General features: G+C 60.8%; 24 protein-coding genes. 10 read left to right on the top strand and 14 right to left on the bottom strand.

The annotated features are described in order from the left end of the window. Positions 1-73: 73 nt before the first annotated feature. A complete protein-coding gene (locus RUI03_RS07545) occupies positions 74-1,522 on the bottom strand; it encodes a TonB family protein (RefSeq protein WP_317286845.1) in 1,449 nt (482 codons plus the stop codon). A 233-nt stretch (positions 1,523-1,755) separates the two neighbouring features. On the opposite strand from RUI03_RS07545, the gene RUI03_RS07550 reads away from it, so the two are divergent. The 5 genes from RUI03_RS07550 (at position 1,756) to RUI03_RS07570 (ending at position 6,990) form a co-directional block, all read left to right on the top strand. Next, positions 1,756-2,955: a hypothetical protein gene (locus RUI03_RS07550; RefSeq protein ID WP_317286846.1), complete on the top strand. Its 1,200-nt coding sequence runs from the start codon at positions 1,756-1,758 to the stop codon at positions 2,953-2,955. A 9-nt stretch (positions 2,956-2,964) separates the two neighbouring features. Next, on the top strand, positions 2,965-3,201 hold the full coding sequence (locus tag RUI03_RS07555; RefSeq protein WP_317286847.1) for a sulfurtransferase TusA family protein: 237 nt from the start codon (positions 2,965-2,967) through the stop codon (positions 3,199-3,201). 105 nt (positions 3,202-3,306) lie between these two features. Continuing rightward, on the top strand, positions 3,307-4,689 hold the full coding sequence (locus RUI03_RS07560) for a peptidoglycan-binding protein (RefSeq protein WP_317286848.1): 1,383 nt from the start codon (positions 3,307-3,309) through the stop codon (positions 4,687-4,689). Positions 4,690-4,705: 16 nt separating this feature from the next. Continuing rightward, positions 4,706-5,869, top strand: a complete 1,164-nt coding sequence (locus RUI03_RS07565) for a right-handed parallel beta-helix repeat-containing protein (RefSeq protein WP_317286849.1) — start codon at positions 4,706-4,708, stop codon at positions 5,867-5,869. Between the two features lie 104 nt (positions 5,870-5,973). Then, positions 5,974-6,990 carry an alpha/beta hydrolase gene (locus RUI03_RS07570; RefSeq protein WP_317286850.1) on the top strand — a complete coding sequence of 339 codons (1,017 nt, stop codon included), beginning with the start codon at positions 5,974-5,976 and terminating at the stop codon, positions 6,988-6,990. A gap of 53 nt (positions 6,991-7,043) precedes the next feature. Here the strand turns inward: RUI03_RS07570 and rplA are convergent, their stop codons facing one another. From rplA to aroA, 6 genes are all read right to left on the bottom strand, one after another. Further along, entirely contained in the window at positions 7,044-7,742 is a 699-nt protein-coding gene (rplA, locus tag RUI03_RS07575) for a 50S ribosomal protein L1 (protein WP_317286851.1), read from the bottom strand. 4 nt (positions 7,743-7,746) lie between these two features. Continuing rightward, positions 7,747-8,175 (bottom strand): 50S ribosomal protein L11, encoded by a 429-nt coding sequence (rplK, locus tag RUI03_RS07580; protein ID WP_317286852.1) that lies wholly within the window; start codon positions 8,173-8,175, stop codon positions 7,747-7,749. Positions 8,176-8,322: 147 nt separating this feature from the next. Next, a complete protein-coding gene (locus tag RUI03_RS07585; protein WP_317286853.1) occupies positions 8,323-9,144 on the bottom strand; it encodes a hypothetical protein in 822 nt (273 codons plus the stop codon). Between the two features lie 53 nt (positions 9,145-9,197). Beyond that, complete coding sequence (locus RUI03_RS07590) at positions 9,198-9,950, bottom strand: sterol desaturase family protein (RefSeq protein WP_317286854.1); 753 nt, start codon at positions 9,948-9,950, stop codon at positions 9,198-9,200. Then, positions 9,950-11,731, bottom strand: coding sequence for a monovalent cation:proton antiporter-2 (CPA2) family protein (locus tag RUI03_RS07595; protein WP_317286855.1), 1,782 nt, complete (start codon positions 11,729-11,731; stop codon positions 9,950-9,952). Before RUI03_RS07595 ends, RUI03_RS07590 begins: the two co-directional genes overlap by 1 nt. 55 nt (positions 11,732-11,786) lie before the next feature. Continuing rightward, positions 11,787-13,091, bottom strand: coding sequence for a 3-phosphoshikimate 1-carboxyvinyltransferase (gene aroA, locus RUI03_RS07600; RefSeq protein WP_317286856.1), 1,305 nt, complete (start codon positions 13,089-13,091; stop codon positions 11,787-11,789). Positions 13,092-13,217: 126 nt separating this feature from the next. Here aroA and RUI03_RS07605 point away from each other — a divergent pair, with 126 nt between their 5' ends. Then, positions 13,218-13,706, top strand: coding sequence for a TIGR02300 family protein (locus RUI03_RS07605; RefSeq protein ID WP_317286857.1), 489 nt, complete (start codon positions 13,218-13,220; stop codon positions 13,704-13,706). 330 nt (positions 13,707-14,036) lie between these two features. Here the strand turns inward: RUI03_RS07605 and RUI03_RS07610 are convergent, their stop codons facing one another. Together RUI03_RS07610 and prfB are read right to left on the bottom strand one after the other, a co-directional pair. Beyond that, a complete protein-coding gene (locus RUI03_RS07610; RefSeq protein WP_317286858.1) occupies positions 14,037-14,207 on the bottom strand; it encodes a hypothetical protein in 171 nt (56 codons plus the stop codon). A gap of 67 nt (positions 14,208-14,274) precedes the next feature. Continuing rightward, a protein-coding gene (prfB, locus tag RUI03_RS07615) for a peptide chain release factor 2 (RefSeq protein ID WP_317286859.1) occupies positions 14,275-15,382 on the bottom strand; the annotation gives its coding sequence in 2 pieces (ribosomal slippage) (positions 14,275-15,312 and positions 15,314-15,382; 1,107 coding nt in all). Positions 15,383-15,507: 125 nt separating this feature from the next. Between prfB and RUI03_RS07620 the strand changes: the two genes are divergently transcribed. Further along, complete coding sequence (locus tag RUI03_RS07620; protein ID WP_317286860.1) at positions 15,508-15,963, top strand: YaiI/YqxD family protein; 456 nt, start codon at positions 15,508-15,510, stop codon at positions 15,961-15,963. A gap of 126 nt (positions 15,964-16,089) precedes the next feature. On the opposite strand, the gene RUI03_RS07625 is transcribed toward RUI03_RS07620, so the two are convergent. Both RUI03_RS07625 and RUI03_RS07630 read right to left on the bottom strand, forming a co-directional pair. After that, positions 16,090-16,647, bottom strand: a complete 558-nt coding sequence (locus RUI03_RS07625; protein WP_317286861.1) for a DUF6714 family protein — start codon at positions 16,645-16,647, stop codon at positions 16,090-16,092. A gap of 77 nt (positions 16,648-16,724) precedes the next feature. Continuing rightward, the gene (locus RUI03_RS07630) at positions 16,725-19,346 is read right to left on the bottom strand and encodes a penicillin-binding protein 1A (protein WP_317286862.1); all 2,622 of its coding nucleotides are present in this window, start codon (positions 19,344-19,346) and stop codon (positions 16,725-16,727) included. A gap of 213 nt (positions 19,347-19,559) precedes the next feature. Between RUI03_RS07630 and RUI03_RS07635 the strand changes: the two genes are divergently transcribed. Genes RUI03_RS07635 through RUI03_RS07645 form a run of 3 tightly spaced genes read left to right on the top strand, consistent with a single transcriptional unit; the run spans position 19,560 to position 22,953 of the window. Beyond that, positions 19,560-19,748 carry a DUF6324 family protein gene (locus RUI03_RS07635; RefSeq protein WP_317286863.1) on the top strand — a complete coding sequence of 63 codons (189 nt, stop codon included), beginning with the start codon at positions 19,560-19,562 and terminating at the stop codon, positions 19,746-19,748. Between the two features lie 8 nt (positions 19,749-19,756). Beyond that, positions 19,757-21,907: an AsmA family protein gene (locus tag RUI03_RS07640; protein ID WP_317286864.1), complete on the top strand. Its 2,151-nt coding sequence runs from the start codon at positions 19,757-19,759 to the stop codon at positions 21,905-21,907. After that, positions 21,904-22,953 (top strand): glycosyltransferase family 2 protein, encoded by a 1,050-nt coding sequence (locus RUI03_RS07645; RefSeq protein WP_317286865.1) that lies wholly within the window; start codon positions 21,904-21,906, stop codon positions 22,951-22,953. The genes RUI03_RS07640 and RUI03_RS07645 overlap by 4 nt, the downstream gene beginning before the upstream one ends. On the opposite strand, the gene RUI03_RS07650 is transcribed toward RUI03_RS07645, so the two are convergent. From RUI03_RS07650 to RUI03_RS07660, 3 genes are read right to left on the bottom strand one after another with little or no spacing between them, the layout of a single operon-like run. Beyond that, the gene (locus RUI03_RS07650; RefSeq protein WP_317286866.1) at positions 22,913-24,115 is read right to left on the bottom strand and encodes a CCA tRNA nucleotidyltransferase; all 1,203 of its coding nucleotides are present in this window, start codon (positions 24,113-24,115) and stop codon (positions 22,913-22,915) included. The two genes, RUI03_RS07645 and RUI03_RS07650, sit on opposite strands and share 41 nt — an antisense overlap. Then, positions 24,108-24,764, bottom strand: coding sequence for a CoA pyrophosphatase (locus tag RUI03_RS07655; protein ID WP_317286867.1), 657 nt, complete (start codon positions 24,762-24,764; stop codon positions 24,108-24,110). Before RUI03_RS07655 ends, RUI03_RS07650 begins: the two co-directional genes overlap by 8 nt. Then, complete coding sequence (locus RUI03_RS07660) at positions 24,761-25,294, bottom strand: DUF1285 domain-containing protein (protein WP_317286868.1); 534 nt, start codon at positions 25,292-25,294, stop codon at positions 24,761-24,763. Before RUI03_RS07660 ends, RUI03_RS07655 begins: the two co-directional genes overlap by 4 nt. Positions 25,295-25,317: the final 23 nt, after the last annotated feature.

Below are 25,317 nucleotides of genomic sequence, written 5' to 3' on the forward strand. Positions count from 1 at the left end.
AGCTCCGGGGGCCGACGGGCCCGTTGCAATACGCTTCACATAGGCTGCCTGCGCCATGTTCTCAACGCCCAGATCAGGGATGCTGGAAGATGACGCGGGTGGTGCGCACCTCAGAGGCGACGGCACGTCCATCGGATGTGGCGGGCTCAAAATCCCATCGGGCGATGGCACTCAACGCTGAACGGTTGAAGCAGCTATTGGTCGAGTCCTGGACCTGCGAGTTTGTCACCTTGCCGTAGCGGGACACGGTAAAGGCTATTGTCACGATCTCGCGGTCTGCCGCGCCGGTCTGGCAACGCACGGGATAGACGGGCTCCACCGCCACGCGCAGGACAGGTTTCGTGACGACTGGCGTCCGGCGCTCAGCCGTTTCGGCCTCTTCCGTCAAAGCGGGCTCTGTATCTTGGCCGGCGTCTTCCTCGACGGTCACGAGGCCTTCCGCCGGCTGCCCTACGACGCCGCCCTCAATCGCTGGGCCGTCCTCACTGTTCCGTGAGCGGGTCAGCTGTTCAGCCGTCGAAGGCGTCGGGGCCGGGGTGGCCGGTTCGGGCGTCTCTACGGTGGTCACTGGCTCGCCTGCGTCGAGTTCTGTGCCGTCGGTGTCGCTCGGCGCAGCAGCACTGGCGTCTTCTTCACTGTCCGACAGGATGGCCAGCGGATCATCGCTTGCAACTTCCTCGCGGGTGATGACGATCGGGTCGTTCGATGGACCGACCGTATCGATAACCTGCGGCAGGCTGATCTGCGTCGGGTCGCTGTCCGGCACCATGGGTACCGAATCTTCAAGCGAGGTGCCCACCTCATAGCTTTCCTGCTCTGGGGCAACCACACCGGGCTCCAGGGGGAATTGCGCCATGGGCACGGTCTGTTCGGGGGCTAGGGCCTCGATCATCCGCCACCCAATCCACAGCATGAAGCCGATGACCACAATCACGGCCAGCAGGCTGATCTGAGGTCTTGGCCCCAGATCGTTCTGCAGCTTGGGGTTCAGAACCGGCGTTCGGCCCCGCTCACCGAAATTCGCTTCCGCCCTGAACCGCGCCATCATGGGTTCCGCCGGCAGATTGAGGACCTGCGCGTAGGTCCGTACAAATCCCAGCGTGAACGGCGCGGTCGGCAGTGCGCTGATCTCCATGGCTTCGAGCGCGCGCAGACGCTCCACGGTCAGGTTGGTGCGGGCGGACACGTCTTGCAGCGAATAGCCAAGAGCGTGCCGCGCAGCGGCCAGCATGGCGCCTGCGGTCTCGAATTCTTCGGGCGGTGTATCGTCTGCCGCGTCGGATGGCTCAGCGACGACCGTTTCCTCAACCGGCGCGGCAGACGCGGATGGCGCCGCCTGCTCGTTCACGATCTCGGCCTCTGTCTCTGAATTCTCGACGTCTGCTGCCTCGGCCGCGTTCTCATCTGTCTCATCGGCGGCTGATTCGGCAGAAACGGTGTCGTCCTCGGGCAGGTTTTCCTGCGCCCGGCGACGGCGTTCTTCGTCCAGTTCGACGATATCTGCGGCTTTTTTGGAGGCCATGGGTACAGAATTCATTTTGACGTAGCGGATCTTAAAACAGCTATGCGCCCATTTGAAGGCAGGCGATACAAGCGGGGCGAGATTGTTGAAAGCAAAACGCGATCTTAGGCTGTACTAGCCCGAAACGCTTAAGAAATAGGGTCTTGACTTAAGGCGCGAGCACAGGACCTTGCTAGCTCATGTCCCGCCGCCTTTCATCTCGCGCCACTGCCCTTGGAGGAGATGCGCTGGCCTTGGTCACCAGTGTTGACCAGCGGGCGCTGAGCAATGTCAGCCGCTATCTCTCCGGCGTGTTTTCGTCGCGCATGGTGCTGTCGACGGTCTATGACGGGCCCCGCGCGGATGACCTCGACGAAGCAGCTCAGGCCGACCTGAAGGATCTTGAAAAAGCGCTGCCCATTGGCACGATCTCACGGCGCGGCGCCGACCGGGACTGGGCCGAGGGGCGCACCCGCCTTGAAAGCTTTATTGCGCAGCTGGAGGGAAAGGCACCGGCGACCGCCCTCGCCCTGACACCCCGAGACCGCGAAACCATGGACGAGGCCCTGTCCGAAGTCATGGCGATGGGGTTCAGCCGAACGCCCGGCCCGCGTCAGATCGCCCTGATCCCGCCTGGCACACCGGCCCCAGTGCCCGATCAACCGAACAGTTTCTCAATCACCAGCAGCACCCCCTGGGAAGCGCTGGCCATTGCGGCAGCCGAAGCGCGGCTCAGTCTGGCGACAGGTCTGCCTGACCTCTTTGCCACGCCCATGGAAGCGGCCCGTGCAGGCACGTGGCGGCATATGCACTTTGAGGGTCGCCCCGGGGCTGCGGCCAAGGCGCTGATCACCCTACCGCCCCGCAGTGTCGGCCTGATGGCGCGCAGCTGGGTGTTCCGGGACCGTGCCGTCGCTGAGGCGATGCTGGAGCGGGTGGTGCAGCGGTATGAGCCGTTTGTTGCTGAGACGGTGCCGGCGATCGATGCTGGCGTCTTGAAGGCGGCAGGGCTGTGGCGCGCCGGTATGGGGCCAGAGGATCTTGACTATGCGGTCCTGCGCCTGGGCTTTGCTGGTCCCCGACTGACTAGGCGGGTGGCCCTCATGGAGGCCAGCTGGAGCATTGAACGCGCAGGCGGCTTTGTGCGGCATCGCGGTGCGTCCCCCTCGCGGGTCCTGCTCGACGCCCTGGCCGTGGCCGCCGGGACCGCGCGCCTTGAGCAGGCCGAACCCGTCGACCGCCCAATCCCCGATGGCGCTATCGCGGCCTCCCGGCTGTTCGCCGTCAACGGCGACATTCAACGCCGACGCGTCACCTGGTATGTGCGGGACCTCGCCCGTTCCATTGACGAAGTGCAGGATCTTCTCGCGCCCGCAGCGAGCAGGCCTGTTGAATGGGCGCCCGACCCTGCGCTGCAGGCACCGGTCCGCTCCGATACGGCGCGATATGCTTGAGAGGCACGCATGAGCAGTGCGCCCGACATGCTCGACACGCGCGGCCTTCGCTGTCCCCTGCCCGTGATTCGGCTCGAAACCAGGCTGCGGCGCATGGCGGAAGGCGCCCGCGTGAGGATCATGGCCGATGACCCCATTGCCGCGATTGATATCCCTCATTTTGCGCGACAGGGTGGCCACACCTGCCTTAGACTGCCTTCGGAAGACGATAAACTATGCGTCTTCGAGGTCACACGCGGGCCTTAAGACGGAAATACCCGCTTGGGGGGATGTTCAATCCCTAAAGTGGTGTTAACAATAATGCAGGACTCGATTTGCGTCCTACCCGTTGGGGATCGAGGGACGTCGAACATGGGGAGCACGGGAATGGGCTCGAAGCGGTTTTCGAAAGTAGCCAAGCGGCTGACGGCAGTGTCCTGTCTGGCACTGTCAGCACTCAGTCTGAATGGCATAGCTTTTGCCGACTTTGATGATGCGTTGCGCGCATATTCAATGCGGTCAAATGGTCAAATTGATCAGGCCAAAGTGGCGGAGGCACTGGACCTCTGGCACAAATACGCCGTTGCGGGGGACGTGCTGTCGCGTCAGATCCTAGGTGATCTGTACTCGAACCAGCCGGTGTTCACCCAGCCGGTCAGCGGGGGTGCCTATGGCGTTCCGCTGCCTGAAGAGACCGGCGTGATCGCCCAGGACAATGTGAAGGCTCTGGCCTGGTACATCATCGCGGCTACTCACGATTTCGACGATTACAGTCAGCAGCCTGATTTCCGTCAGATCAACGCGCGCATCCGGGCCCAGGATCGGATCCCTGAACTGAAAGCTGTCATGACCACCGAGCAGGTGCAGGCCGCCGAAGCGCAGGTCGTCAACGTTCTGGCCAGCCAGTCCGAATTTGACCTCTACCGCCTTGGGGCGATGTACCAGTCCGGTAACGGTCTGCCCAAGGACAATGTCGAGGCGCTGAAATACTATAAGCTCGCCACCAACCGGGCGCGCAATTCCAATCAGAGCGCGGCCAAAGCGGCGAACTTCCTTCTGACCATCATGACGAAGGAAGACATCAAGAAGTCAGAAAATCTGGCGATGGAATGGGAGCCGCCACTGCCGGATGCCCTGACCACGAAGTCGCCACGCACCATCGAGCTTGAGAACCAGCTGCGCCTTCTGGGCGAGCGTCAGGCGGCCCTCGCGATCGCCGACCTCGAGCAGGAGTTCAAGGGCAATGATCACCTGATCCAGAACGCCCTGGCGGCTCTAGGGCTTTATCTCGGTGATATTGACGGCAAGACCGGTCCCGAAACACGCAATGCGATCAAGAAGTTCCAGTACATTCTTGTGGAGAAGGACGAGAGCCTGTCCGTTGAGGAAAAGGCCGACGTTGCCACGGGGACGCTGACGGTCATGCAGAAAGTGGCGCTGTTGAAACGCGCTGCCAGAGTCGACCATCCACAGTCACAGTACATTTACGGCATCATGAATGCTGAAGGGATCGGCGTTCCTGTCGATGGCGCGGAAGCGGTCAAATGGCTGAAGAAATCAGCTGGCTTTGGCTATCCGCTCGCTCACTATGCCCTCGGTAAATATTATCGGGACGGCATCTTCGGTGACAATCCGGTTCAACCCAGCAAGGCCGAGGCGAGCTATCACCTCGGTCAGGCGGCAGCTCTCGGCCTCGATCAGGCCCAGAAAGAGCTCGTCGAGTTGAACTATGAATTCAATTACACGCAAGATTGATCGGAGGGGTGAGAGGATGACCAAGACTCTGAAGATTTCTGTCCTGGCAGTGTCGGCTTTGGCGGCCCTGACCACGGTAAGTGCCGCACAGGCGCAAAGTTTCGGTGGTCTGCCGACGGTGACACCGCAGGCGCAGGCTGATCGTGCCCGCCGTGCCGCTGATTCCGATCGCGGTCGCGATACGGTTCGCCAGGAGCGTCCATCCTATGTCGTCGTCGACAAGGGCGGACCGGGCGGTGGCCAGCAGCGTCAAAGCTATGACACGATCCAGTCGGCCGTTGATGCGGTGGCCTGGGGCGGTGTCGTGGTGGTGATGCCCGGCATCTATGAAGAGAACGTGGTGCTTAGCCGCTCGGTCAGCCTGCAGGGCGACCGCGGTGCTGGCGCCGGCGTTGAAATCATTCCCGCCAGCGGTGAGGCCCCTTGCCTCTCCTTCCTGCCGACGCATTTCAACGACCACGCCATGGTCTCGAACATCACGTTCCGTCCAGGCGCGCGTCTGTCCAAACAGACCGCATCGATCAATGGCGACATCAACGCATCGGTGAATGGCAGCATGGATGCCAAGCCCTGCGTTGACGTGACCGGCGGCATCTTCACCATGGTCGAATCGACCGTCGATGGTGCCGGTGCGCACCGTGGTGACCTCGTTCACATCTCGGGCGGCACCGCCACCCTTGAGAAAAACCAGTTCACCGGCGGTCGTCGCGGTATTTCGGTCAGCCAGAACCACGCCCTGTGGGATCGCGCGCTGCTGATCGACAACATCGTATCGAACAACCTCGTTGAAGGTGTCCATCTGGAAGGCGTGTCGTCCATGCTGGCGACCGGCAACCTGATCAACGCCAATGGCCGGGGTCTCGTCTATAATGGTCGCGGCGCCGCAACGCTCGTCGGCAACAAGATCCTGAACAACCAGAGCCATGGTCTCCTGCTTGATCAGGATGCGCATCAGGTGCTGGTCCGTCTGAATCAGATCTGGTCGAACAAGGGCGACGGCATCAAGGTGTTCAGCTCCGGCGGTTTGATCGAGGATAACGATATTGACGGCAATATGGGGGCTGAAATCTCCACTGTCGGTCACCTCGACACGGTTCCTACGATCATCAACGATGTGGCCGCCAACAAGCGGTCACCGAAGCGGGGCGGCTGGGCGATCAACCAGCCTCGGGCCAACTAGGCTCCTTCGCCTCACTGGAAATTTGCAGACAGCTCCCCTCGGGGAGCTGTTTTTGTTTCGGTTCGACCAATATGACGACAATAGTCGACTGAAAGCCCTCTCTCATGCCGATCCGATTGTCTGTCCGACGCCTTTTTGCCCGCCTGACGGCCACTGTTATGCTCGTCAGTACCAGCGCCCTCGCCGATCCCCTGCTCGCTGACTTTGATTATGGCGAACCCGTCCAGCATTTCAGCCTGGTGTCACAGGGTCAGGCGCTGGACATGGCCTATCTTGACCTCGCCCCGCGCGGACAGCTGCAGGGCACTGTTGTCCTGCTCCACGGCAAGAATTTCTGCGCGGCCACGTGGCGCGACACGACGGAGGCTCTTCGCAAGGCGGGCTACCGGGTCATCGCCCCGGATCAGATCGGCTTCTGCAAATCCTCAAAGCCGCCCGGCTATCAATACGGCCTGCATACGCTGGCCGCCAATACCAATGCCCTGCTGAACGCGCTGGAGATTGAGCGCCCCATCATCATGGGCCATTCCATGGGCGGCATGCTGGCAGCGCGCTATGCCCTTCAGTACCCCGACAGCACCGGCGCGCTGGTGATGGTCAATCCGATAGGCCTTGAGGATTGGCGCGCCAAGGGCGTCCCCAATGCAACGGTCGACAACCTCTACGCTGCACAGAAGAAAACGACGCGAGACAGCATCAAGGCCTATCAACAATCGACCTATTATGTGGGCACATGGCAGCCCGGCTATGATGAATGGGTCGATATGCTCTGGTCGATGTATCAGGGCGCCGGCGGCGACATCGTGGCCTGGCACCAGGCGCTGACGGCCGACATGATCTTCAATCAGCCGGTGGTACACGAGTTTCCCTCGCTCAGAGTGCCGACGCTGCTCCTGATCGGCGAGCAGGACAATACGGCGCTGGGCAAGGCTCGCGCCCCCGCCTCCCTGCGAGATCGGCTTGGCAATTACAGCGTCCTCGCCACGGAGACAGAGGCGGCAATTCCCGATGCCCGTCTCATCACCTTCAAGGATCTTGGCCACAGCCCGCATATCGAAGCCGCGGACCGTTTTCACAAGGCGCTGCTGCCGGCGCTGAAATCGCTGAAGACCAGCCCATGAAAAAGGGCGGATCCGAAGATCCGCCCTGATTATTTTGAAACGCTATCCGCGTCTTAGGCAGACAGTGCGTCTGTCGTGTCGATCCGCACACCTGGGCCCATGGTCGAGCTCAGCGCGATGCGCTTGACGTAGATGCCTTTGGCGCCCGACGGTTTGGCACGGTTCACAGCTGTGATGAACGCCTTGACGTTCTCAACCAGCTTGTCCGCATCAAAGCTCGCCTTGCCGACGCCAGCGTGGATGATCCCGGTCTTGTCGACGCGGAACTGCACCGCACCGCCCTTGGCGTCTTTGACAGCCTGGGCAACGTTTGGCGTCACAGTGCCGACTTTCGGGTTCGGCATCAGGCCGCGAGGACCCAGCTGCTTACCCAGACGGCCGACCAGCGGCATCATGTCAGGGGTGGCGATGACGCGATCGAAATCCATCATGCCGCCTGTGATCTGCTCAACGAGATCCTCGGCGCCGACGATTTCTGCACCGGCTTGGCGCGCTTCGTCCGCTTTCGCGTCCTTGGCGAACACGGCGACGCGGACCGAACGGCCCGTACCGTTGGGCAGGCTGACAACGCCGCGGACCATCTGGTCAGCGTGGCGAGGGTCAACGCCCAGGTTCATGGCCACTTCGATCGTCTCGTCGAATTTGGCGTTGGCCTTTTCCTTGACGGCAGCAACCGCGTCAGCGACTGAGCGGGCTTCGTTGGAATCAAAATTCTCTTTCGCAGCGCGAAGACGTTTTCCGACTTTAGCCATGATCTCAGCCCTCCACTTTCAGGCCCATGGCCCGCGCTGAACCGGCGATGATTTTGGTCGCCTGGTCGAGATCGTTTGCGTTCAGATCTTTCATTTTCGCTTCGGCGATTTCACGCAGCTGGGCCGTCGTGACGGTGCCTGCGGTCTCGCGACCTGGCGTCTTGCCGCCAGAGGAGATTTTCGCCGCTTTCTTCAGCAGGTAGGACGCAGGAGGCGTCTTCGTTGCGAAGGTGAATGACTTGTCCGAGAAAATGGTGATGATCGTGGGGATAGGCATCCCCTTTTCCATTTCCTGGGTCGCCGCGTTGAACGACTTACAGAATTCCATGATGTTCAGACCGCGCTGACCGAGAGCCGGACCGATGGGTGGGGACGGCGTTGCCGAGCCCGCAGGGACCTGAAGTTTCAGGTAACCGCTGATTTTCTTTGCCATGATGTACCTTCCTGAATTGGCGAAGGGTCGTGGTGCGAACCGACCAGGACTTAAAGGCCGAATTCTCCCACGAAGTCGTGGCGGCTACCCCATTTGCGCTGGTTTGGCAACAGGGCCGGCCGCTTTCTCAGGCGCTGCGTTCAGTACTCAGCGCGTCTCCCAATACTCGACTATTCTGTTCCACTTGCGGCGGATCAAACCGTCTGGCCCCCTATCCCAGTACTCAATCACTCGTTTGACGAGGACATCGCGTTCTTGGCTGAGACTCGTCAGAGTTCGTTTAGCCTTAGGCGGACCGACCGGACGAATATCGAAAGTGACGAGTGGTGGTTGTCCTGCAGTGGGCGGCGCAGAGTGTTTTGACGGTGGTGGCTGGTATTGCGGCTTCAAATCTGGCGCATCAATTGAATCAAGGTCCAAGCCCGCCTTGATCAGTTTTCTGAGCAAGGGCTCACCCGAAAATTCCGAGCCGGGACAAGCGAGTGCCGCGTTTGACATCGCTTTCGTCGTCACTTTCCAGTCCCAGTAATTCTCTTCGTCAGGACTAACCTTCAATCGCTCAGCGGCCTTAATACCGCGGTCGAACAGAATTGCGGCAACGGATCTGCATTGACGGCGATCAACACCGAGTGTCGGTGCCTTCAGCACATCAACAGCCTTATAAACACGAGGCTGCAAAAGCCAGTTTCCCGGCAGGGAATGCAAGTAGACGATCTCGCCGTCGCGCTGTCGATCTAGGACCTCGAGCACTTCTGAAAGATTCTTCAAATCAGCAGGAAGTTTGTTTAACTCGCGCTCTGCAGCGTCCCAGAACTGCCTGATCAAATCGGGTGGAAATTCTCTGATTCTACCGGCCAGTTCCCAATATGCACTGGCGTAGGCGACATGAAGAGCGTCACGCACCTCGTATTCGATCTGACGCAGCCGGACTGCGGCCTCTTCAGGTGACAATTCCTTTTGTCTAGCCATAGCGCCCTGGCTCGTCAGATTGATGAGGAGAAATAGGAAGCATATCAATTTCACTAAGAGGCCGACCTCCCCATCGGATCGCCCGACATGTCATCGGTGCCCATCCAGTGGTCCCACCAGCGGAAATAGAGGCCATAATTCCGCTTGAACCGGGTGTGGTGGAGGTTGTGATGCCGCGCCGTAATCAAATGCCGCCCGACCGGGCCATCAAGAAACCGCCGCGGCAAGATTTCCCACCCTGAATGGTTGGCGACGGAATTGAACGTCATCAGCGTCAGCAGGAACAGGAACGCGCCGATATGGATCGGGATGATAAATGCCAGCAGCGGAATGAAGGGCGCGGAAATCGCCGCCTCCCATGGGCTGAAGGCGAATGCGGCCCACGGCGTTGGCTGTTTCGACAGATGGTGGGTGTGGTGCGTCGCCTTGTAGAGCCGTGGATGATGCATCATCCGGTGCGTCCAGTAAAAATAGGCGTCGTGCAGGACCAGATAGATCAGCACGCTGACAGGCATCCACAGCCAGTCGACAAGGCCCGGCACGCCCTCGTAAATCGCCGTTCCGCCCCGCTTCCAGCTTTCGATCAGGATCGCCGCTGGCAGGGCGTAGATGAGCGATACGGCCATGGAGGTACGGGCCTCGCGCCACATGGTCTGCCCCGTCGGCGCGGCCTTGGCGAGCTGCGTGCCGCCGACCTTGTGCGCCGGACGTCCCCAGACGGCCTTCCAGAACAGTCCGGCCACCAGCACGTAGCGGAACAGAATGATGCCAAGCAGGCCGATATAGGTCAGGGCGAAACTGGCCATCAGGCTTCCGCCTCGTCGCTCTTGCGATCAACGGCCTTGAACGGCTTGGTGATGATTTCCTTCTTCGCGTGTATGCCTTCGGCGCGCTGGGCGAGCAGGCGGTCGCGGTCCCTTTCACGATATTCGGCCGTGATTTCGGAGATCATGTGATCGGAGAAGCCAAGATAGCTCAGGGTCTTCTGCGCCAGGACGATACTCGATTCCAGCATCTCGCGGACAACGTAGTCCACTTCGACATCCATGAGCTCCATCTCATGGATCCGGTCATGCACCCGGGTCAGGATACGGACTTTCGGACAGCGCTCACGCAGGGCCTGGATCGTCGGTTTGAGTTTGTCCCGCGCGCTGATGCAGAACACGACCGCGTCCACCTTGGTGGCGCCTGCCTGCACGAGCAGGTTCACGTCACTGCCATCGCCGAAATAGACTCTGTTGCCGAACTGCGCGGCGATTTCGATGCGCCGTGGATTATTGTCGATGGCTGTTACCGCCACGTTGGAGCTGTGCAGGATCTGGTTCACCATCTGGCCAATCCGCCCGAAGCCGACGATCAGCACCGATCCGTCCTGATCGATATCCTCGATGCCGGGCACGGCGCCTGCCTTCTCTCGCCCGACCATGCGCTGGGCAAGAATGACGATGACGGGCGTGACCATCATGGACAGGGTGATAATACCGGACATGACGGTGGCCACTTCGGTCTCGAAAATGCCCCGCCCGACCCCAAGACTGAAGACCACGAAGCCGAACTCACCGCCCTGGCACAGAAAAGCGGCCGCTTTCAGCGCATTGGAATGGTTTGACCGGAACAGTCGGGCCAGCCCGTAGATGATCGCCATCTTAAGCAGGATCAGACCGCCCGCCCCGGCAAGAACAATCCACCAATATTGCCACACGACGTCGAGGTCGAGTTGCATCCCCACGCCGATGAAGAAGAGCCCTAGGAGCAATTCGCGGAAGGGTTCAATATCCGCCTCGATCTGGTGCCGGAACGCGCTTTCTGCCAGCAGAACACCGGCGAGGAATGCGCCGAGCGCCATGGACAGGCCGACCTCGACCATCAGGATCGAAGTGCCCGCCACCACGAAGAGCGCAGCGGCCGTAAAGGCTTCCCGTGAACCGGACACCGCGACCAGGCGGAAGAACCAGTTCAGGACAAATCGGCCGAGAACCACAATGGCAATGATGCAGCCGGCAGCGGCAGCGATCGCTTCCCATTCAAACTGGACCGCTTCTTCGGCCCCGGCCGACATGCGGGCGACCAATGGCACCGCCGCCAGAAGCGGAATGACGGCCAGATCCTGAAACAGCAGGACAGAGAACGCTTTTGTTCCGTAGGCTGTATTCAGCTCACGGCGCTCCTCCAGCAGGCTGAGGGCAAATGCCGTGGAGGAACAGGCGAGCGCAAAGCCGGCCACCAGCGCCGGTCCCCGCGACATCAGCCCGAAGTATTCAAAACCCACGGCGATTGCGAGGCCGGTCACCGCCATCTGTAACAGGCCAAGGCCAAAGATGGTTCGGCGCAGTGACCAGAGGCGCCGGAAGCTCAGTTCCAATCCGATGACAAACAGGAACAGGACGACGCCCAGTTCCGCCACGTGAAAGACCTCGTCTTCCTGTCGCAGCCAGTTCAGGCCCGACGGCCCCATGAGGATACCGGCGGCGAGAAACCCGAGGATCGTTCCCAGCTTCAGCTTCTTGAAAATCGGCACGGCAATCGCCGTGGCCCCGAGATAAATCGTTGCCTGGAGGAGGAAGCTGTTATCGACAGGGCTGGCCACCTGTCTGTCTTACAGGGTTCCCGCCCAACTACCAACGTTCAAATAGCCACGGCGGCTAAAGGGCCTGCGATACATTCGCCCCGATCGACTTCATCAGATCCGTGAAACCGGTGAAGGACGTGCCGATCATCTCGCCATCGTCGATCTGCACGGGGACATCGGCGCCGAGACCGAGGACAAGCGCTGACATCGCGATGCGGTGATCATCATGAGTCATCACGACCCCGCCGCCAGGGACAGGTCCGCCATCCACCTCGAGCCAGTCGGCACCCGACCGGCAGGTGACGCCATTGGCTTTCAGCAAAGCCTCCGTCGCCGCGAGGCGATCGCTTTCCTTGACCCGCAGTTCACCGAGGCCTTCCATCCGGGTTGTGCCCTCGGCGAACGCCGCCACGACCGCCAGGATCGGGTATTCGTCGATCATTGATGGCGCACGCAAGGAGGGCACGTTGACGCCTTTCAGGCTGCCCGATTTCACCACGAGGTCGGCAACAGGCTCGCCGCCCGCCTCACGCTTGTTGGTGATCGTGATATCTGCGCCCATCTCCAGAAGGGTGACGACCAGACCATCACGCTGCGGATTCATCAGCACACCGCTGATCGTGACGTCCGACTCTTTGGTGACGAGTGCCGCAGCGATCGGAAAGGCTGCCGAGGACGGATCCGCTGGCACGGCCACATGGGTGGCCTTGAGCTTGACGGGGCCCTTGATGGACAGCTCCCGCCCGGCATCCACCTCGCGAATGCCAACAGGGACACCGAAGGCGGGCAGCATGCGTTCCGTGTGATCGCGCGACAGGACCGGCTCCTCGATCACGGTCTCGCCATCTGCGCCGAGAGCGGCCAGCATGACGGCGGATTTGATCTGGGCGGACGGTTTGGGCAGCCGATAGCGAATCGCCTTCACGGCACCTGCCTTGAGCGAGACCGGCAGGAAGCCGTCGTTGGACTCCGATGCGACGCCCATCTCTGCAAGGGGGTCGAGAATGCGGCCCATGGGCCGACCCCGCAAGGAACGGTCGCCATCAAAACTGGCTGCGACCCCCTGCCCGCCGACAGCGCCCATGAGCAGGCGAACGCCGGTCCCGGCATTGCCGCAATAAATATCGCGCTCGGGCGTGCTCCATGGCTTCCCCGTCACAACCCATCCCTCGCCCTCGCGCTCAACACTGGCGCCCAGCGCCCGGACGGCAGCTGCGGTCCGCAGAACGTCATCGGCTTCAAGAAGACCGGAAATGGTCGTCGTCCCCTCAGCCAGAGCGCCGAAAATCAGCGCGCGGTGAGAAATCGACTTATCGCCGGGGACTGTGATATTGCCGTTCAAACGGCTTGATGGCCGGGCGATAAGAGGGACTGACATGGGCGCTCCGCTGATTTTATTGGGCGCGGCGTTTTGACAGCACCGTTTTGCTCTGGCAACACCGCTTCTTTCGGGTCAGATGGGCCCTCCCTCATCTTTTCCCCCAAACCAAACACGAGATAATCTGTGGCAAACGAAGAGCTAGGCATAAAACGCGACTGCCCCAATTGCGGCGCGCGATTCTACGATCTGAAGAAAGACCCCGCGGTCTGCCCCAAATGCGCCCATGAATTCACGCCGGAAGTGATTCTGAAGCCGCGCCGCAGCCGCGCCGATGAGGAAACCGCTAAACCGGCCAAGAAGGCAGAGCCTGACGAGCTGGATGATGACGAGGACGAACTGGACGACGAGGATGATCTCGCGACCAGCCTCGATGCGGCCGATGAAGAGAACACGCCTGCGAAGTCCAAGCGCAAGAAAGCCGCTGACGACAGCGACGAAGATGCGGATGAAGATGACGATGATGACACCGAGGACGAAGATGATCTGAGCGACATCGACGATATCGACGTGGATCTCGACGACGATGATTCGCTGCTCGACGATGATGATGAAGAAGATGATGACTTCTCCAGCGTCGTCGGTGGCGGCGGCAATGACGAGGAAGAGCGCTAAGCGCTCATTCAACTGAATCGAAAAAGCCGCTGGGTCACCCCGGCGGCTTTTTTGTTTCTGGTGGCCTTTGTTGCCGAAGACGCTGGTGGCAGCCTGCAGGATGAGACTTTATCTGCAAGTTCACACGCCGAAGTGCGCCGGGCTGAACCCGTCTATCTAAAGGCTTTTCCCGTCATATTCCTGGGTCGGAACATTCCGCCAGTCCAGATCCTCGACACAGCGAAGATTGACAGCATACATCTCTGAACCGTCGGGGGCCGCCCCATGACCGAACGCCGTCACACCGCATGTCGAACAGAACGTGTGGTGAATGTGCTTCTTGCCGAACTGTTAGTCCGTCAGGGCGCCATCGCCTGACACCAGTGTAAACGCGTTACCCGGGATAAAGGCCAGCACCGTCCCTTTCCTGTCGCAGATGGAACAGTTGCAAGTGATGGCACTGTCGAACGCGGCATCGACCTTGAACTTGACGGCACCGCAATGGCAGCTTCCAGAATGCATCGCTCTCTCCTGTTGAATTGCGTATCACCGTGACAATGATGGGCAGCGCCGTCGAGCGGCAACTGCACTAGTCCCCGCCACCAACCCGCTGCGCCAGGGCCGCGCCCATGAACTCGTCCAGTCCGCCATCCAGCACGACATCCGGAGACGGGCTTTCAACACCGGTGCGCAGGTCCTTGACCATCTGATAGGGCTGCAGGACGTAGGAGCGAATCTGGTGGCCCCAGCCGATATCTGTCTTGGAGGCCGCGGCGGCATTCGCCTCTTCCTCCCGCTTTTGCAGTTCCAGCTCGTACAGACGCGCACGCAGCATGTTCCATGCGGTCGCGCGGTTCTTGTGCTGGGAGCGTTCGGACTGGCACTGCACCACGATACCCGTGGGCTGGTGCGTGATGCGCACGGCACTGTCCGTCGTATTCACGTGCTGACCGCCGGCGCCCGACGCGCGGAAGGTATCCACCCGACAATCGCTCTCATCGATCTCGATCTCGATCTGATCGTCGATAACGGGATAGATCCAGACGGACGAAAACGACGTGTGCCGCTTGGCATTGGAATCGAACGGGCTGATCCGCACCAGGCGATGCACGCCCGCCTCGGTCTTCAGCCAGCCATAGGCGTTCTGGCCCTTGATCAGCAGCGTGGCGGATTTGATGCCCGCTTCGTCACCTGACTGCTCTTCGATTACCTCGACCTTGTAGCCGCTCTTCTGGGCCCAGCGGGTGTACATGCGCAGCAGCATCGACGCCCAGTCGTTACTCTCTGTCCCGCCAGCGCCGGAATGGATCTCGACATAGGTGTCATTGCCATCGGCCTCGCCGGACAGCAGCGCTTCAAGCTCCGCACGGCCCGCGCGCTCGCGCAGCTCCGCCATGGTCGCCTGAATATCGTCGATAGTGTCGTTGTCCCCTTCTTCTTCAGCCATCTCACCGAGCTCTAGGGCATCATCCAGCTCACTCTGGATGCCGGTCAGCGCCTTGATCTGGCCATCGAGATAGGTCCGCTCCTGCATCAGCTTCTGGGCGGCCTGGGGGTCGTTCCAGAGGTTTGGATCCTCTGCTTTTTCGTTCAGTTCCTGAAGACGGGCGTTTGCGACGTCCCAGTCAAAGACGCCTCCTCAGCAGGGACAGCGATTGCCTCACCTGCTCAGCGTCATGAAGAATTTCTGCTCTCATCAAGCTCTCCTTGGGGAAGCGCGTGGATTAGGCATTTTCCCGCGCCAAGGCAAGGGTGCCAGCGGGGTCATTGAGCTTATTGCCCCCAGCGTCTAGGCCGCCCCCCAATGCGCCGTGACGGAGGAATGCCCTTGATTCTCGTTGATGCCGATGCGTGTCCGGTGAAGGACGAAATCTACCGCGTGGCGACGCGGCTTGGGGTGCCGGTCAAACTGGTCAGCAATTCATGGATGCGCATCCCCACCGGCGGTCTTGTGTCGATTGAGGTGGTCAGTGACGGGTTTGATGCTGCCGACGACCGGATTGCCGACCTGGTCACCCCGGCCGATGTGGTGATCACGTCCGATATTCCGCTGGCGGATCGATGCCTGAAGGCGAATGCTGCTGCCGTCCTGGCCCCTAATGGAAAGCCCTTCACTACCGATACGATCGGCACCGCGCTTGCTACCCGCGCGATCATGGCCGATCTGCGCGGCGGCGGTGATCAGCTTGGGGGTCCGCCGCCCTTCCGCAAGGAAGACCGGTCGCGCTTTCTCTCTGCGTTGGATGAGGTTCTCCAGCGGCTGAAACGGGAGGCATAAAAGCCCGCCAACTGTCCCTGATCTACCGCACACGATAACGACACGGCGGATGGCCCTCAGCTATTCTAAGAATAACTCGATGACACGCGTTTCAAGTTCGTCGGGTGACATCGGCTTGTGTCGATCTCAATGAATGACACACGAATCTGAAAAATCTGGCCAATGGCCCGCGGCACGGGGATACCAATAGGCTGCCAGTGCCTCGACGACGCGGTGCTCGATATCTGTGCCGTCTCTCTCCACCCGCCATTCGAGGTAGTGCACGATGGCACACACCTGATCCTGCGCAAGACGATCCCAACAAGCGCATGCAACGTCTCCCCACGTCTCTCTTTTATCGGCCCGAATTTTCCGACGGCGAGATTTGTCGTCAAAGCCGTGGACGAGGTGGAAAGCCGGGTCGACACGATGTAGTGCACCGGCCAAGTCTGCGGCCATGAAGGCCGGAATGTAGAAGCGAATTGCCTCATTGCTGAGAAAGCTCAGCGCGGACCCAAGTCCATCTGGCACCCTATCCAACCAGCTGGGCGACAATTTGGTCCAGTCATCTTTGTCAGAGAAATCTGCTTCGACCTGCGCCGGTTCATCACCCTGAAGACTATTTACTAGAGGCTCAAAGCGCCGCTCTCGAATGGCAGGAAAAGCGGCCTTCAACTCGTCGATTATGGCGGATGCGGACGACACTAAGAGGTTCCTGTGGGGCGATGAACTTGACCGCGCAATGCCATCGGCCCCGCGCAGCCAATATATGGTGTCACGCCCTAGTAGATACCGCCCAGATCGTCGGCAATGCCTTCATCGCCGCGGCCTGCATTGCTAGGGGAGGCGTCGGTCGAGAACCGGTTGGAGCCGTAAATATCGTCTTCCGCTTTAAAGGCTTCCAGGATGACGTTTGGATCGCCCGGTGTCGTCGGCTTGCCGGTTTTGGAGTTCACACGGACAAGACGGATCCCCGATGGTGCGCGGAATGGCACCACATCACGGCCCGGCAGGACGCGGCCCATGAACTCGCCAAAGATCGGCGCGGCGACATTGCCGCCGCCCTCACCGCCACCCAGCGTCGATGGCGTGTCGAAGCCCACATAGACGCCCGCAGCGAGGTCGGGGGAGAACCCGACGAACCAGGCGTCACGGTAATCATCCGTCGTCCCCGTTTTACCCGCTAGCGGCAGACTGGGATCCGCAAGCTGGTTGATTTTGGAGCCCGTCCCACGATCGATGACGCCCTCAAGAATCGACACCATCTGATAGGCCGTACGCGCATCAATGACATTTTCGCGCTCATCGGCAAGACGAGGCTCGGACTGCTCATCCCATTCATCGACGTTACAGTCGTAACACATGCGGTCGTCGCGGGCGTAGATCGTATCGCCTGAGCGGTCCTGAACACGGTCAATCACGAAGGGCTCAATCCGTTTGCCGCCGTTCACGAACTGGGCATAGGCCGTGGTCAGACGCATGAGGGTCGTCTCCCCGGCGCCGAGGCTGATAGCCAGTTCTCGGGGCAGGGTTTCGGACACACCGAACCGTTCGGCATAGTCAATGATCCGGCCGATACCGATATCCTGGGCCAGACGCGCGGTCATGGTGTTCCGGGATTTCTCGATCCCGAGGCGCAGCGTCGATTCGCCGTAGAAGCGCCCCTGCACATAGTTGCCTGGCTTCCACCATTCACCGTTCAGGCCCGGCGCAACAAAGGGGGCGTCGAGCACGATCGAAGACGGCGTGTAGCCCGCATCAAGGGCAGCGGCGTAGACGAACGGCTTGAACGTCGAGCCCGGCTGGCGCCAGGCTTGCGTAGCGCGGTTATATTCGTTCATGCCGAACGAGAAACCGCCCACCATGGCCAGCACGCGGCCCGTATGCGGATCAATCGCGACGAAGGCGCCATTCACCGCCGGGATCTGGCGCAGCGCGAACGTCTTGTTCTCTTCGCCGCCCAGCTCTTCGACATAGATCACATCGCCCGTGCCGAGAACCTGCTTCGCGGTCGTGATCTCAGGGCCCATATGGTCGGCATCGCCATATTCGCGCGCCCATTCCATCTGCGCCAGAGGCACGATCACGGTCCGGCCGTCGATCAGGCCGACCTGCGCACGCTCATCCTCGACGCCCAGCACCAAGGCCGGGATCCAGGGCTCAAGGTCATCGGATGCCTTGCGCTCATCATAAAGCGTCCGCATCTGCGCCTGCAGCGCATCCTGCCAGACATAGGGCGGTTCTTCTTCACCGCGGCTGTCACTGTCGACACGGGCATTCAGATCCGACGGCAGCGGAATATTGGCCAGCGCCCCGCGCCAGCCATGACGCCGGTCATATTCTGCCAGCCATTTGCGGAAGGCGAACTGCGCGACTTCCTGCAGTTTCGGGTCGAGGGTTGTCCGTACCGACAGGCCGCCATCGTAAAGAGCCTCAACGCCATAAAGAACGGCGATCTGACGACGCACTTCCTCAGCAAAATAACGGGAATCCGATGACCGTGCGCCCAGCGGTGGTGCGATCTGCGCGTTCAGCGGCTTGGCCTGCTCCGTGGCAAGCTGCTCTTCGGACAGGAACCCGTCTTCGAACATCCGGTTCAGGATCCAGTTCCGACGCGCCAGGGCACGGTCGTGATTCCGGATCGGGTGATAATTGCTCGGCGCCTTGGGCAGCACGGCGAGATAGGCGGCCTCATTGGGTTCGAGTTCCGTCAACGGCTTGCCGAAGTAGTTCAGCGCCGCGGCTGCCACACCATAGGAGCGGTTGCCGAGATAAATTTCGTTCAGATACAGCTCGAGGATGTGGTCCTTGGTAAAGGCCTTCTCCATCCGCATGGCGATCAGGGCTTCTTTCGCCTTCCGCTCGAACTTCTGGTCCGATGTCAGAAGGAAGTTCTTCGCCACCTGCTGGGTGATGGTCGACGCGCCTTCCATGGGCCCGCTGCGCCCGCGCAGCTTGTCGATGATGTTGTTCCTCCCGGCGCGGATGATGCCGCGATAATCAAGGCCGTGATGCTCGTAGAAATTCTTGTCTTCCGCAGAGATGAATGCCTGCTTGACGGAATCCGGGATCGTTTCGATCGGCACGAACAGGCGCCGTTCGCGCGCAAATTCAGCGACCAGCGTCCCGTCACCGGCATGGACCCGGGTGGTCACGGCCGGCTGGTATTCCTCCAGCACCGTGTAGTCCGGCAGGTCCGGCTTGAGACTGTTCATGTAGTTGAACGCGTAGATCGCCCCGGCCACGGCAACGACCAGCCCCAGAACCGTCAGCGCGGCCATGGACTTCCAGATAATGCCCCAAGGGAAACCGCCCGATTTTTCCTGATGGTCGTCAGGATCCTTTACCAGGGGATCGGCGCCGCCAAGGACATAGCGAGGTGTTTCGTTGTTCTGATCAGACATGAGCTACACAGTTCTCGTCATTTGCGCCGTTATCGCAGGGTTTTCCCGTCGGGGACAAGCGTTCCTTACGTGAAAATCTTGGCATGAATAAGGATGGGCCCCGTCACGGCCGAAGTTTCTTTACCCTATCATATTTCTGCCGATCTGGACGTGCGTCCGCGCCAAACCACGCTATATGGAGCGCATTACACAAAGACGCCGGAGTACGATCACATGGGGCTGAACACGCCATCCGATGAAGAAGCTGACATCCAGATCGGGGCAACCGATCGGGGCATGGTCCGTATCTATATTTCGTCGGAGACTGTTGATCTGCCTCTCGATTTTGAACCCGACGATGCCGAAGCCATTGCCGAGGAGCTGGTCGCCGCGGCGACCGCTGCCCGCCTGAACGCCAGCTAGGACAAGCCATGCGCCGCCTTCTCATCATTCTTGCAGGCGTTGTTGTCCTGCTCGTTGCCCTCGTCTTCCTGCTGCCCGTCTTTATCCCGGCCGATAAGCTGGAAGCGCAGGTCGAGGCGAAGGCAAGCGCGGCTCTGGGACGCGAAGTGACAATTGACGGGGCCCCCAAGATCTCGATCCTGCCCACCAAGCTGACCGTGCGCGGCCTGACCGTCGCCAATGCGGAGGGCTTTTCTGCGCCCTATCTCGTCAAGGTCGACGAGGCCCGGATCGGCGTGAAGCTCTTTCCGCTATTCAGCAGCCGGGTTGAGATCACACAGTTCGACCTCGATTCGCCGGACGTGAACCTGCAGTCCGATGCAGCGGGTAACGCAAACTGGATGCTGGGCAGTGGCGAAAGCGCCCCGGCCGAGGAGAGTGACGGCAGTGGCCTGAACGATGTGCAGCTTGGCACCATCAACATCAACAATGGCCGGATCGCCTACGATGGCGGCACGGGCGAGACCTATCAGGCCGAAAACGCCGACATCCAGATCACCATGGAAAGCTTGGATGAGCCCCTGAGCATCGACGGGACGATGGACGTTCAGGGCGAAGCCTCCAGCGTCAAAGCCATCTTCACAACCCCGCGCCAGTTCACGGATCAGGGCGAGGCGACCCTCGACCTCGACATGAAGCTGGGCCCGAACACCGTCGACACGCGACTGAACCTGTCCGACACCCTCGCTTTCAATGGCGACCTCGACGTCGACGTCCCTGCCCTGCGCGCCCTGATGCAGCTCGTTGGCGCGTCGATTGACACCGATAATGGTTTTGAAAAACTGCGGTTGAAAGGCCCGGTTCAGGGCACGTCAGAAAAAGTGCTGTTCGGGACCGGCACAGAACTGACCTTTGATGACATCAAGGGCACCGGCAGTGTGTCGATTGACCTCGCCGGTGAGCGACCTGCGGTGACCGGCGAGCTGACGGTCGGAACGCTCGACCTGACGCCTTATCTTCCCGCTGAGCCGGAAGGCATGAAGGACGCCAAGGAAGGCGGCGCTTTCCCTGAATGGTCCACGGAGCCAATGGACTTCAGCGCCCTGACGGCGATCGATGCCCAACTGTCCTTCATCGCTGATCAGATCATCCTGCCCAGTGTGCAGGTGGACAACAGCCAGCTGCGCGTGAAACTGCAGAACGGCAATCTGCTCGCCAATATCGACCAGATGGTCCTCTATGGCGGGACCGGCACGGGGACGATGACGGCGAATTTCGCCGCAACACGTCCGTCGCTGGGGGCGAAGTTCAATCTGACCGACGTGAATGTCGGGACACTGGCCAAGGAGTTGCTGGCGGTCAGCCGCCTGAACGCGACCGGTGGCGTCAATATCGATGTGAAGACCCAAGGCCGCAGTCAGGCAGAGTGGGTCAACAATCTGTCGGGCACGCTGACCACGGATCTTGCAGATGGCCAGATCCAGGGTTTCAATCTGGGCAAAGTCGCCCGATCGGCGATGCAGGCGTACACGTCATTGCGCGATGGCGGCCTGAACGCAGCCACCCTGACCTCGACCTTTGCCAATATCGGCTCGACCGCACGGGGCCCGGCGGAGGAAACGGATTTCTCCGATCTGCTGGTGGATGTCGGTATTGCCAATGGCATTGTGACGTCGAAGACCCTGCGCCTCGTTGGTCCGTATTTTGAAGTGGCCGGTGATGCCGTCATCAACCTGCCGGCACAATCGGTCGAGATGCGCCTGACACCGACAGTTTCCGCCGTCGATGGGGAGGCGCTGCGCGCCCTGCCCGTGCCCATTCAGATTTCCGGCAGCTTCAACAGCCCGAAAGTCGGCGTTGATGCGGCACCGCTGATCAAGGGCGTGGCAAGCGGTCAGGTAAAGCAGTTGCTGAACAAGGGTGGCATCGGTGTCGGCGAAGACGAAACGGTCGAGGACGCCCTGCGCAACAAGGGACGCGAGGAACTCGGACGGCTTCTCGGCGGCAAGAAAGAAACCGTGGAAGACGGCGATACTGTCGATGAAGCCACCGGCGAAGATGCTGATCCTGATGCTGCCGCCGAGGATACTGAGGCTGAGGCTGACGAAAAATCCGCCAAGGACGAACTGATCGAACAGGGCCTCAACTCCCTCTTCGGCAACAAGAAAAAAACAAATTGATCCAGTCGCCTTCGCGGGACGCCGAGAACGAAAACACGCCTCGCGCCACCGTCATCATCATCAACTTCAATAGCGGCGACCGCCTGTCGACGATCTATGCCGCGCTGCAGTCCCAGTCGACGCAGGGCTTTGACGTTATCGTCTGGGACAATGCGTCTACGGATGGCAGCGCGAGCATTCCCGTGCCGTCATCACTGAACGTCTCCATTTATCGGTGCCCTGAAAATCTCGGCTTTGCCGGCGGCATCATGGCCGCGGTTTCTGAAACCAAGGCGGAATGGCTCGCCATTCTCAACCCCGATGCCTATCCCGCCCCCGACTGGCTCGCGACGCTGTTCAGGGCAACCGAGCTCTACGGGCAGGAAACCGTTCTCGGCTCGGTACAGACGATTGCCGACAACCCGGCGAAGCTGGATGGCCTCGGCGATGTCTATCATATCTCAGGCGTGGCGTGGCGTGGCGGTTTCGACCAGTCTGCGCTGACTGCGCCGACCGAGGATGTGGAAATTTTCTGTGCGTGTTTCGCGGCGACCATGGTCCATCGTGAGACATTCCTGCTGCACGGTGGTCTGGACACTTCGTTTTTCTGCTACCACGAGGATGTGGATTTCGGCTATCGCCATCGCCTCTACGGCGGTCGGGCGGTTCTCGTTCACGATGCGATTGTCGCCCATGAGGGGTCCGGCATCACGGGGCGGTACAGTGACTTTACCGTCTATCACGGCATCCGGAACCGTCAGTGGACGGTTATCAAGAACACGCCGCTGGCCCTTCTGCCCATTGTTGTGCCACTGAACATCTTCTTCACCTTGGGCTTCCTCGTGCGATCTTACATGCTGGGGCACGGCAACGCCTATCTCAAGGGAATGCTGGCAGGCTATGGCGGCATTGCGTCGGTCTGGCGCCAACGCGGTGAGGTACTGTCACGGCGCAGTGTGCGGATCATCGACATTGCCAAAGCGATCTGCTGGTCTCCCATTGCCCCCTTCCGGCGGGCAGCGCATTTCAGGCCAATCGGCGGATCACGCTATTCATTAGACGACTGATCGTATCAGGTTCCGAAGGAAAATCGGCGGCAATCCAGTCCCTTTCGAACTGGCTGACCGCCTGACCGACGAGTGGCCCCGGCGCCAGCCCGGCGGCCACAAAATCCTTACCGCTCAGCGGCAGCGCGGGGATCGGCCATTTCTCGATCTCACGGGCGACCTGTGCGTCGGTAGGCTGACCGGTTCGGGCCGACTGAACGAGCGCGGCGTCCCGCGTCACATCGCGACCATGGCGATAGAGCACGTGCCGAACTGGCATTGAGCGCGCCAGTTCCCCAGCCGCCATCTCGATGGACGCCACCTGGTCCAAAAGCTCATTCGATGGTTTGAAGGCGGCCTGAAGGGCGCGGCGCGGCAGCCCCTGCCACAGCGCGGCAACCCCCAGCCCGGGGCTCACCCGCCCATCAACGGCCGCGTGCACACGCCTGAAATGGTCGACATGTCCCTTCTGCTCAACGACATGGCTGAGCACGCCATCAGCGATGGCCGCCTGCAGCACCATTGGCGCTCGGGCGGTCGCAAACAGTTTCGAGATTTCCGACCAGATCCGCTCTTTGGACAGACGGTCGAGACCGTCGCGACAGGCGACGCAGGCCGCCCACCCTGTCTCATCAAGCTGGTCCGAGAACCGCGCCGTAAAGCGCAGGAACCGCAGAATGCGCAAAAAATCTTCGCGCAAACGGTCTTCCGCGACGCCGATGAACCGCACGACACCCGCGGCCAGGTCCGTCTGCCCACCGACATCATCGTAAACCGTTCCGTCAACGGACAGGTAAAGCGCATTGATCGTGAAATCCCGTCGCAGGGCATCGGCACGCCAGTCGGTGGTAAAGGCAACAATGGCCCGCCGACCATCGGTCGTGACGTCAGAGCGCAAGGTCGTGATCTCATAGGGCACCCGGTCGATGATCGCCGTCACCGTGCCGTGCTCAATTCCCGTGGGGATAACGCGGATTCGCGCCTTCTCCAGCGCCTTCATCACGACACCGGGTTCTGTCGTCGTGGCGATATCGATGTCGGTACGCCCGGCATGCCCCGGCGGGACCCCCAGCAGGCTGTCGCGCACGCAGCCGCCCACGAAGCGGGCCTCGCCAATCTCATTCAGGACGCCCATCAGCCGTGATGTGCCGGGCGTCTTGATCCAGTCAAAGCGGCTATCCATCGGCTTCTTCCTCAAACGCCAAGGCCAGCGTGTGCAGGATGCCTGCGGTCAGGCCCCAGATGTGATGCACTTCCTCGCCCGTATCGTAGGGCACCGCATACATCTGATAATCCGTCCCCGCCGCATTCCGCGTCTCGACGATATGCTGCTCCCGGTTGAGGATGTGCAGGAGCGGCACCTCGAACATGGCGGACACTTCGCGGTCACAGGCGATCAGATCTGGCACATCGGCGACCCAACCCACCACTGGCGTGACCCGATAGCCAAGCCCGCCATGATGCGGCGCGAACTGTGCGACCACTTCTACATGAGCGGCAGAGAGGCCAACCTCCTCCGACGCTTCACGCAGGGCGGTATCGACCGGCGTCGCATCCGGCGGTTTCGGTCCGCCGCCGGGCAGGCTGATCTGTCCCGCGTGGGACGGCATGGTCGGTGCGCGGACGGTAAAGAGGATCGTCGGCCCTTCGGATCGATTGAGAATGGGGATCAGAACAGATGCCGGTCGGGGCTTTGACGGCGGCTGGCTGAGAATCGGCGTATGCGCCAGATCGGGGTTCAACTCCTGAAACAGCTTCCGCTCGGCCAGCGCGGTGGGCGACCTGTCCATTCGCCGCAATCGGTCGAGCCAGTCGGCTGGCAGGTCGTTCACTGAAAATCCCCCAGCGAAAAGCGCGAAGAGCCACTGTGAACGACCAGTTCATCGCCATTCTGCTCTGCCATTTCGACAAGTTGATAATAGGCGGTCCGGTTGAACCGTGCTTCAAGCCGTCCACGGACGATCGCATAGGGCACAGCGGTCCCGTCCGGGCCCGGCCGCACGCTGATCGGATGCGCCTCACCGATTGTGAACATGTCGCCGACATTGGTGCGTACCTGCAGACATCCGGCATCATCGCGTTCCACATCGACAATGAGGAACGGCACATCTTCAACCGCAATCGTCAGTTTTTCGGCCGGCGTGACGAGAACGTAGCCGTCGTCATCTTTCCGCAGGACGCGGGAAAACAGGCGGATCAGGGCGGGCCGTCCGATGGGCGAGCCCTCGTGGATCCACATGCCATCGGATTTGATGACAAGGTCCATCATCCCGCAATGGTCCGGGTGCCACCCTTCCACGGGAAGCGCCGCATCGGGGCTGTCAGCCGACAGGTCGGCAGCGATGGAGAGAAAATCGGTCACCCTTCTTAGGTGACCGTTTTTCG

This window comes from Parvularcula sp. LCG005, assembly GCF_032930845.1.
Taxonomy (GTDB): Bacteria; Pseudomonadota; Alphaproteobacteria; order Caulobacterales; family Parvularculaceae; genus Parvularcula.

Bases quoted from the DNA above. Each gene is read 5' to 3' on its own strand.
- RUI03_RS07610 (WP_317286858.1), bottom strand. From the start codon at position 14,207: ATGCATTCTGGAAGCTGCCATTGCGGTGCCGTCAAGTTCAAGGTCGAT.
- rplK (WP_317286852.1), bottom strand. From the start codon at position 8,175: ATGGCAAAGAAAATCAGCGGTTACCTGAAACTTCAGGTCCCTGCGGGC.
- RUI03_RS07630 (WP_317286862.1), bottom strand. From the start codon at position 19,346: ATGTCTGATCAGAACAACGAAACACCTCGCTATGTCCTTGGCGGCGCC.
- RUI03_RS07650 (WP_317286866.1), bottom strand. From the start codon at position 24,115: ATGGATAGCCGCTTTGACTGGATCAAGACGCCCGGCACATCACGGCTG.
- RUI03_RS07555 (WP_317286847.1), top strand. From the start codon at position 2,965: ATGAGCAGTGCGCCCGACATGCTCGACACGCGCGGCCTTCGCTGTCCC.
- RUI03_RS07585 (WP_317286853.1), bottom strand. From the start codon at position 9,144: ATGGCTAGACAAAAGGAATTGTCACCTGAAGAGGCCGCAGTCCGGCTG.
- aroA (WP_317286856.1), bottom strand. From the start codon at position 13,091: ATGTCAGTCCCTCTTATCGCCCGGCCATCAAGCCGTTTGAACGGCAAT.
- RUI03_RS07590 (WP_317286854.1), bottom strand. From the start codon at position 9,950: ATGGCCAGTTTCGCCCTGACCTATATCGGCCTGCTTGGCATCATTCTG.
- RUI03_RS07560 (WP_317286848.1), top strand. From the start codon at position 3,307: ATGGGGAGCACGGGAATGGGCTCGAAGCGGTTTTCGAAAGTAGCCAAG.
- RUI03_RS07570 (WP_317286850.1), top strand. From the start codon at position 5,974: ATGCCGATCCGATTGTCTGTCCGACGCCTTTTTGCCCGCCTGACGGCC.
- RUI03_RS07635 (WP_317286863.1), top strand. From the start codon at position 19,560: ATGGGGCTGAACACGCCATCCGATGAAGAAGCTGACATCCAGATCGGG.
- RUI03_RS07545 (WP_317286845.1), bottom strand. From the start codon at position 1,522: ATGGCCTCCAAAAAAGCCGCAGATATCGTCGAACTGGACGAAGAACGC.
- rplA (WP_317286851.1), bottom strand. From the start codon at position 7,742: ATGGCTAAAGTCGGAAAACGTCTTCGCGCTGCGAAAGAGAATTTTGAT.
- RUI03_RS07640 (WP_317286864.1), top strand. From the start codon at position 19,757: ATGCGCCGCCTTCTCATCATTCTTGCAGGCGTTGTTGTCCTGCTCGTT.
- RUI03_RS07565 (WP_317286849.1), top strand. From the start codon at position 4,706: ATGACCAAGACTCTGAAGATTTCTGTCCTGGCAGTGTCGGCTTTGGCG.
- RUI03_RS07620 (WP_317286860.1), top strand. From the start codon at position 15,508: ATGCCCTTGATTCTCGTTGATGCCGATGCGTGTCCGGTGAAGGACGAA.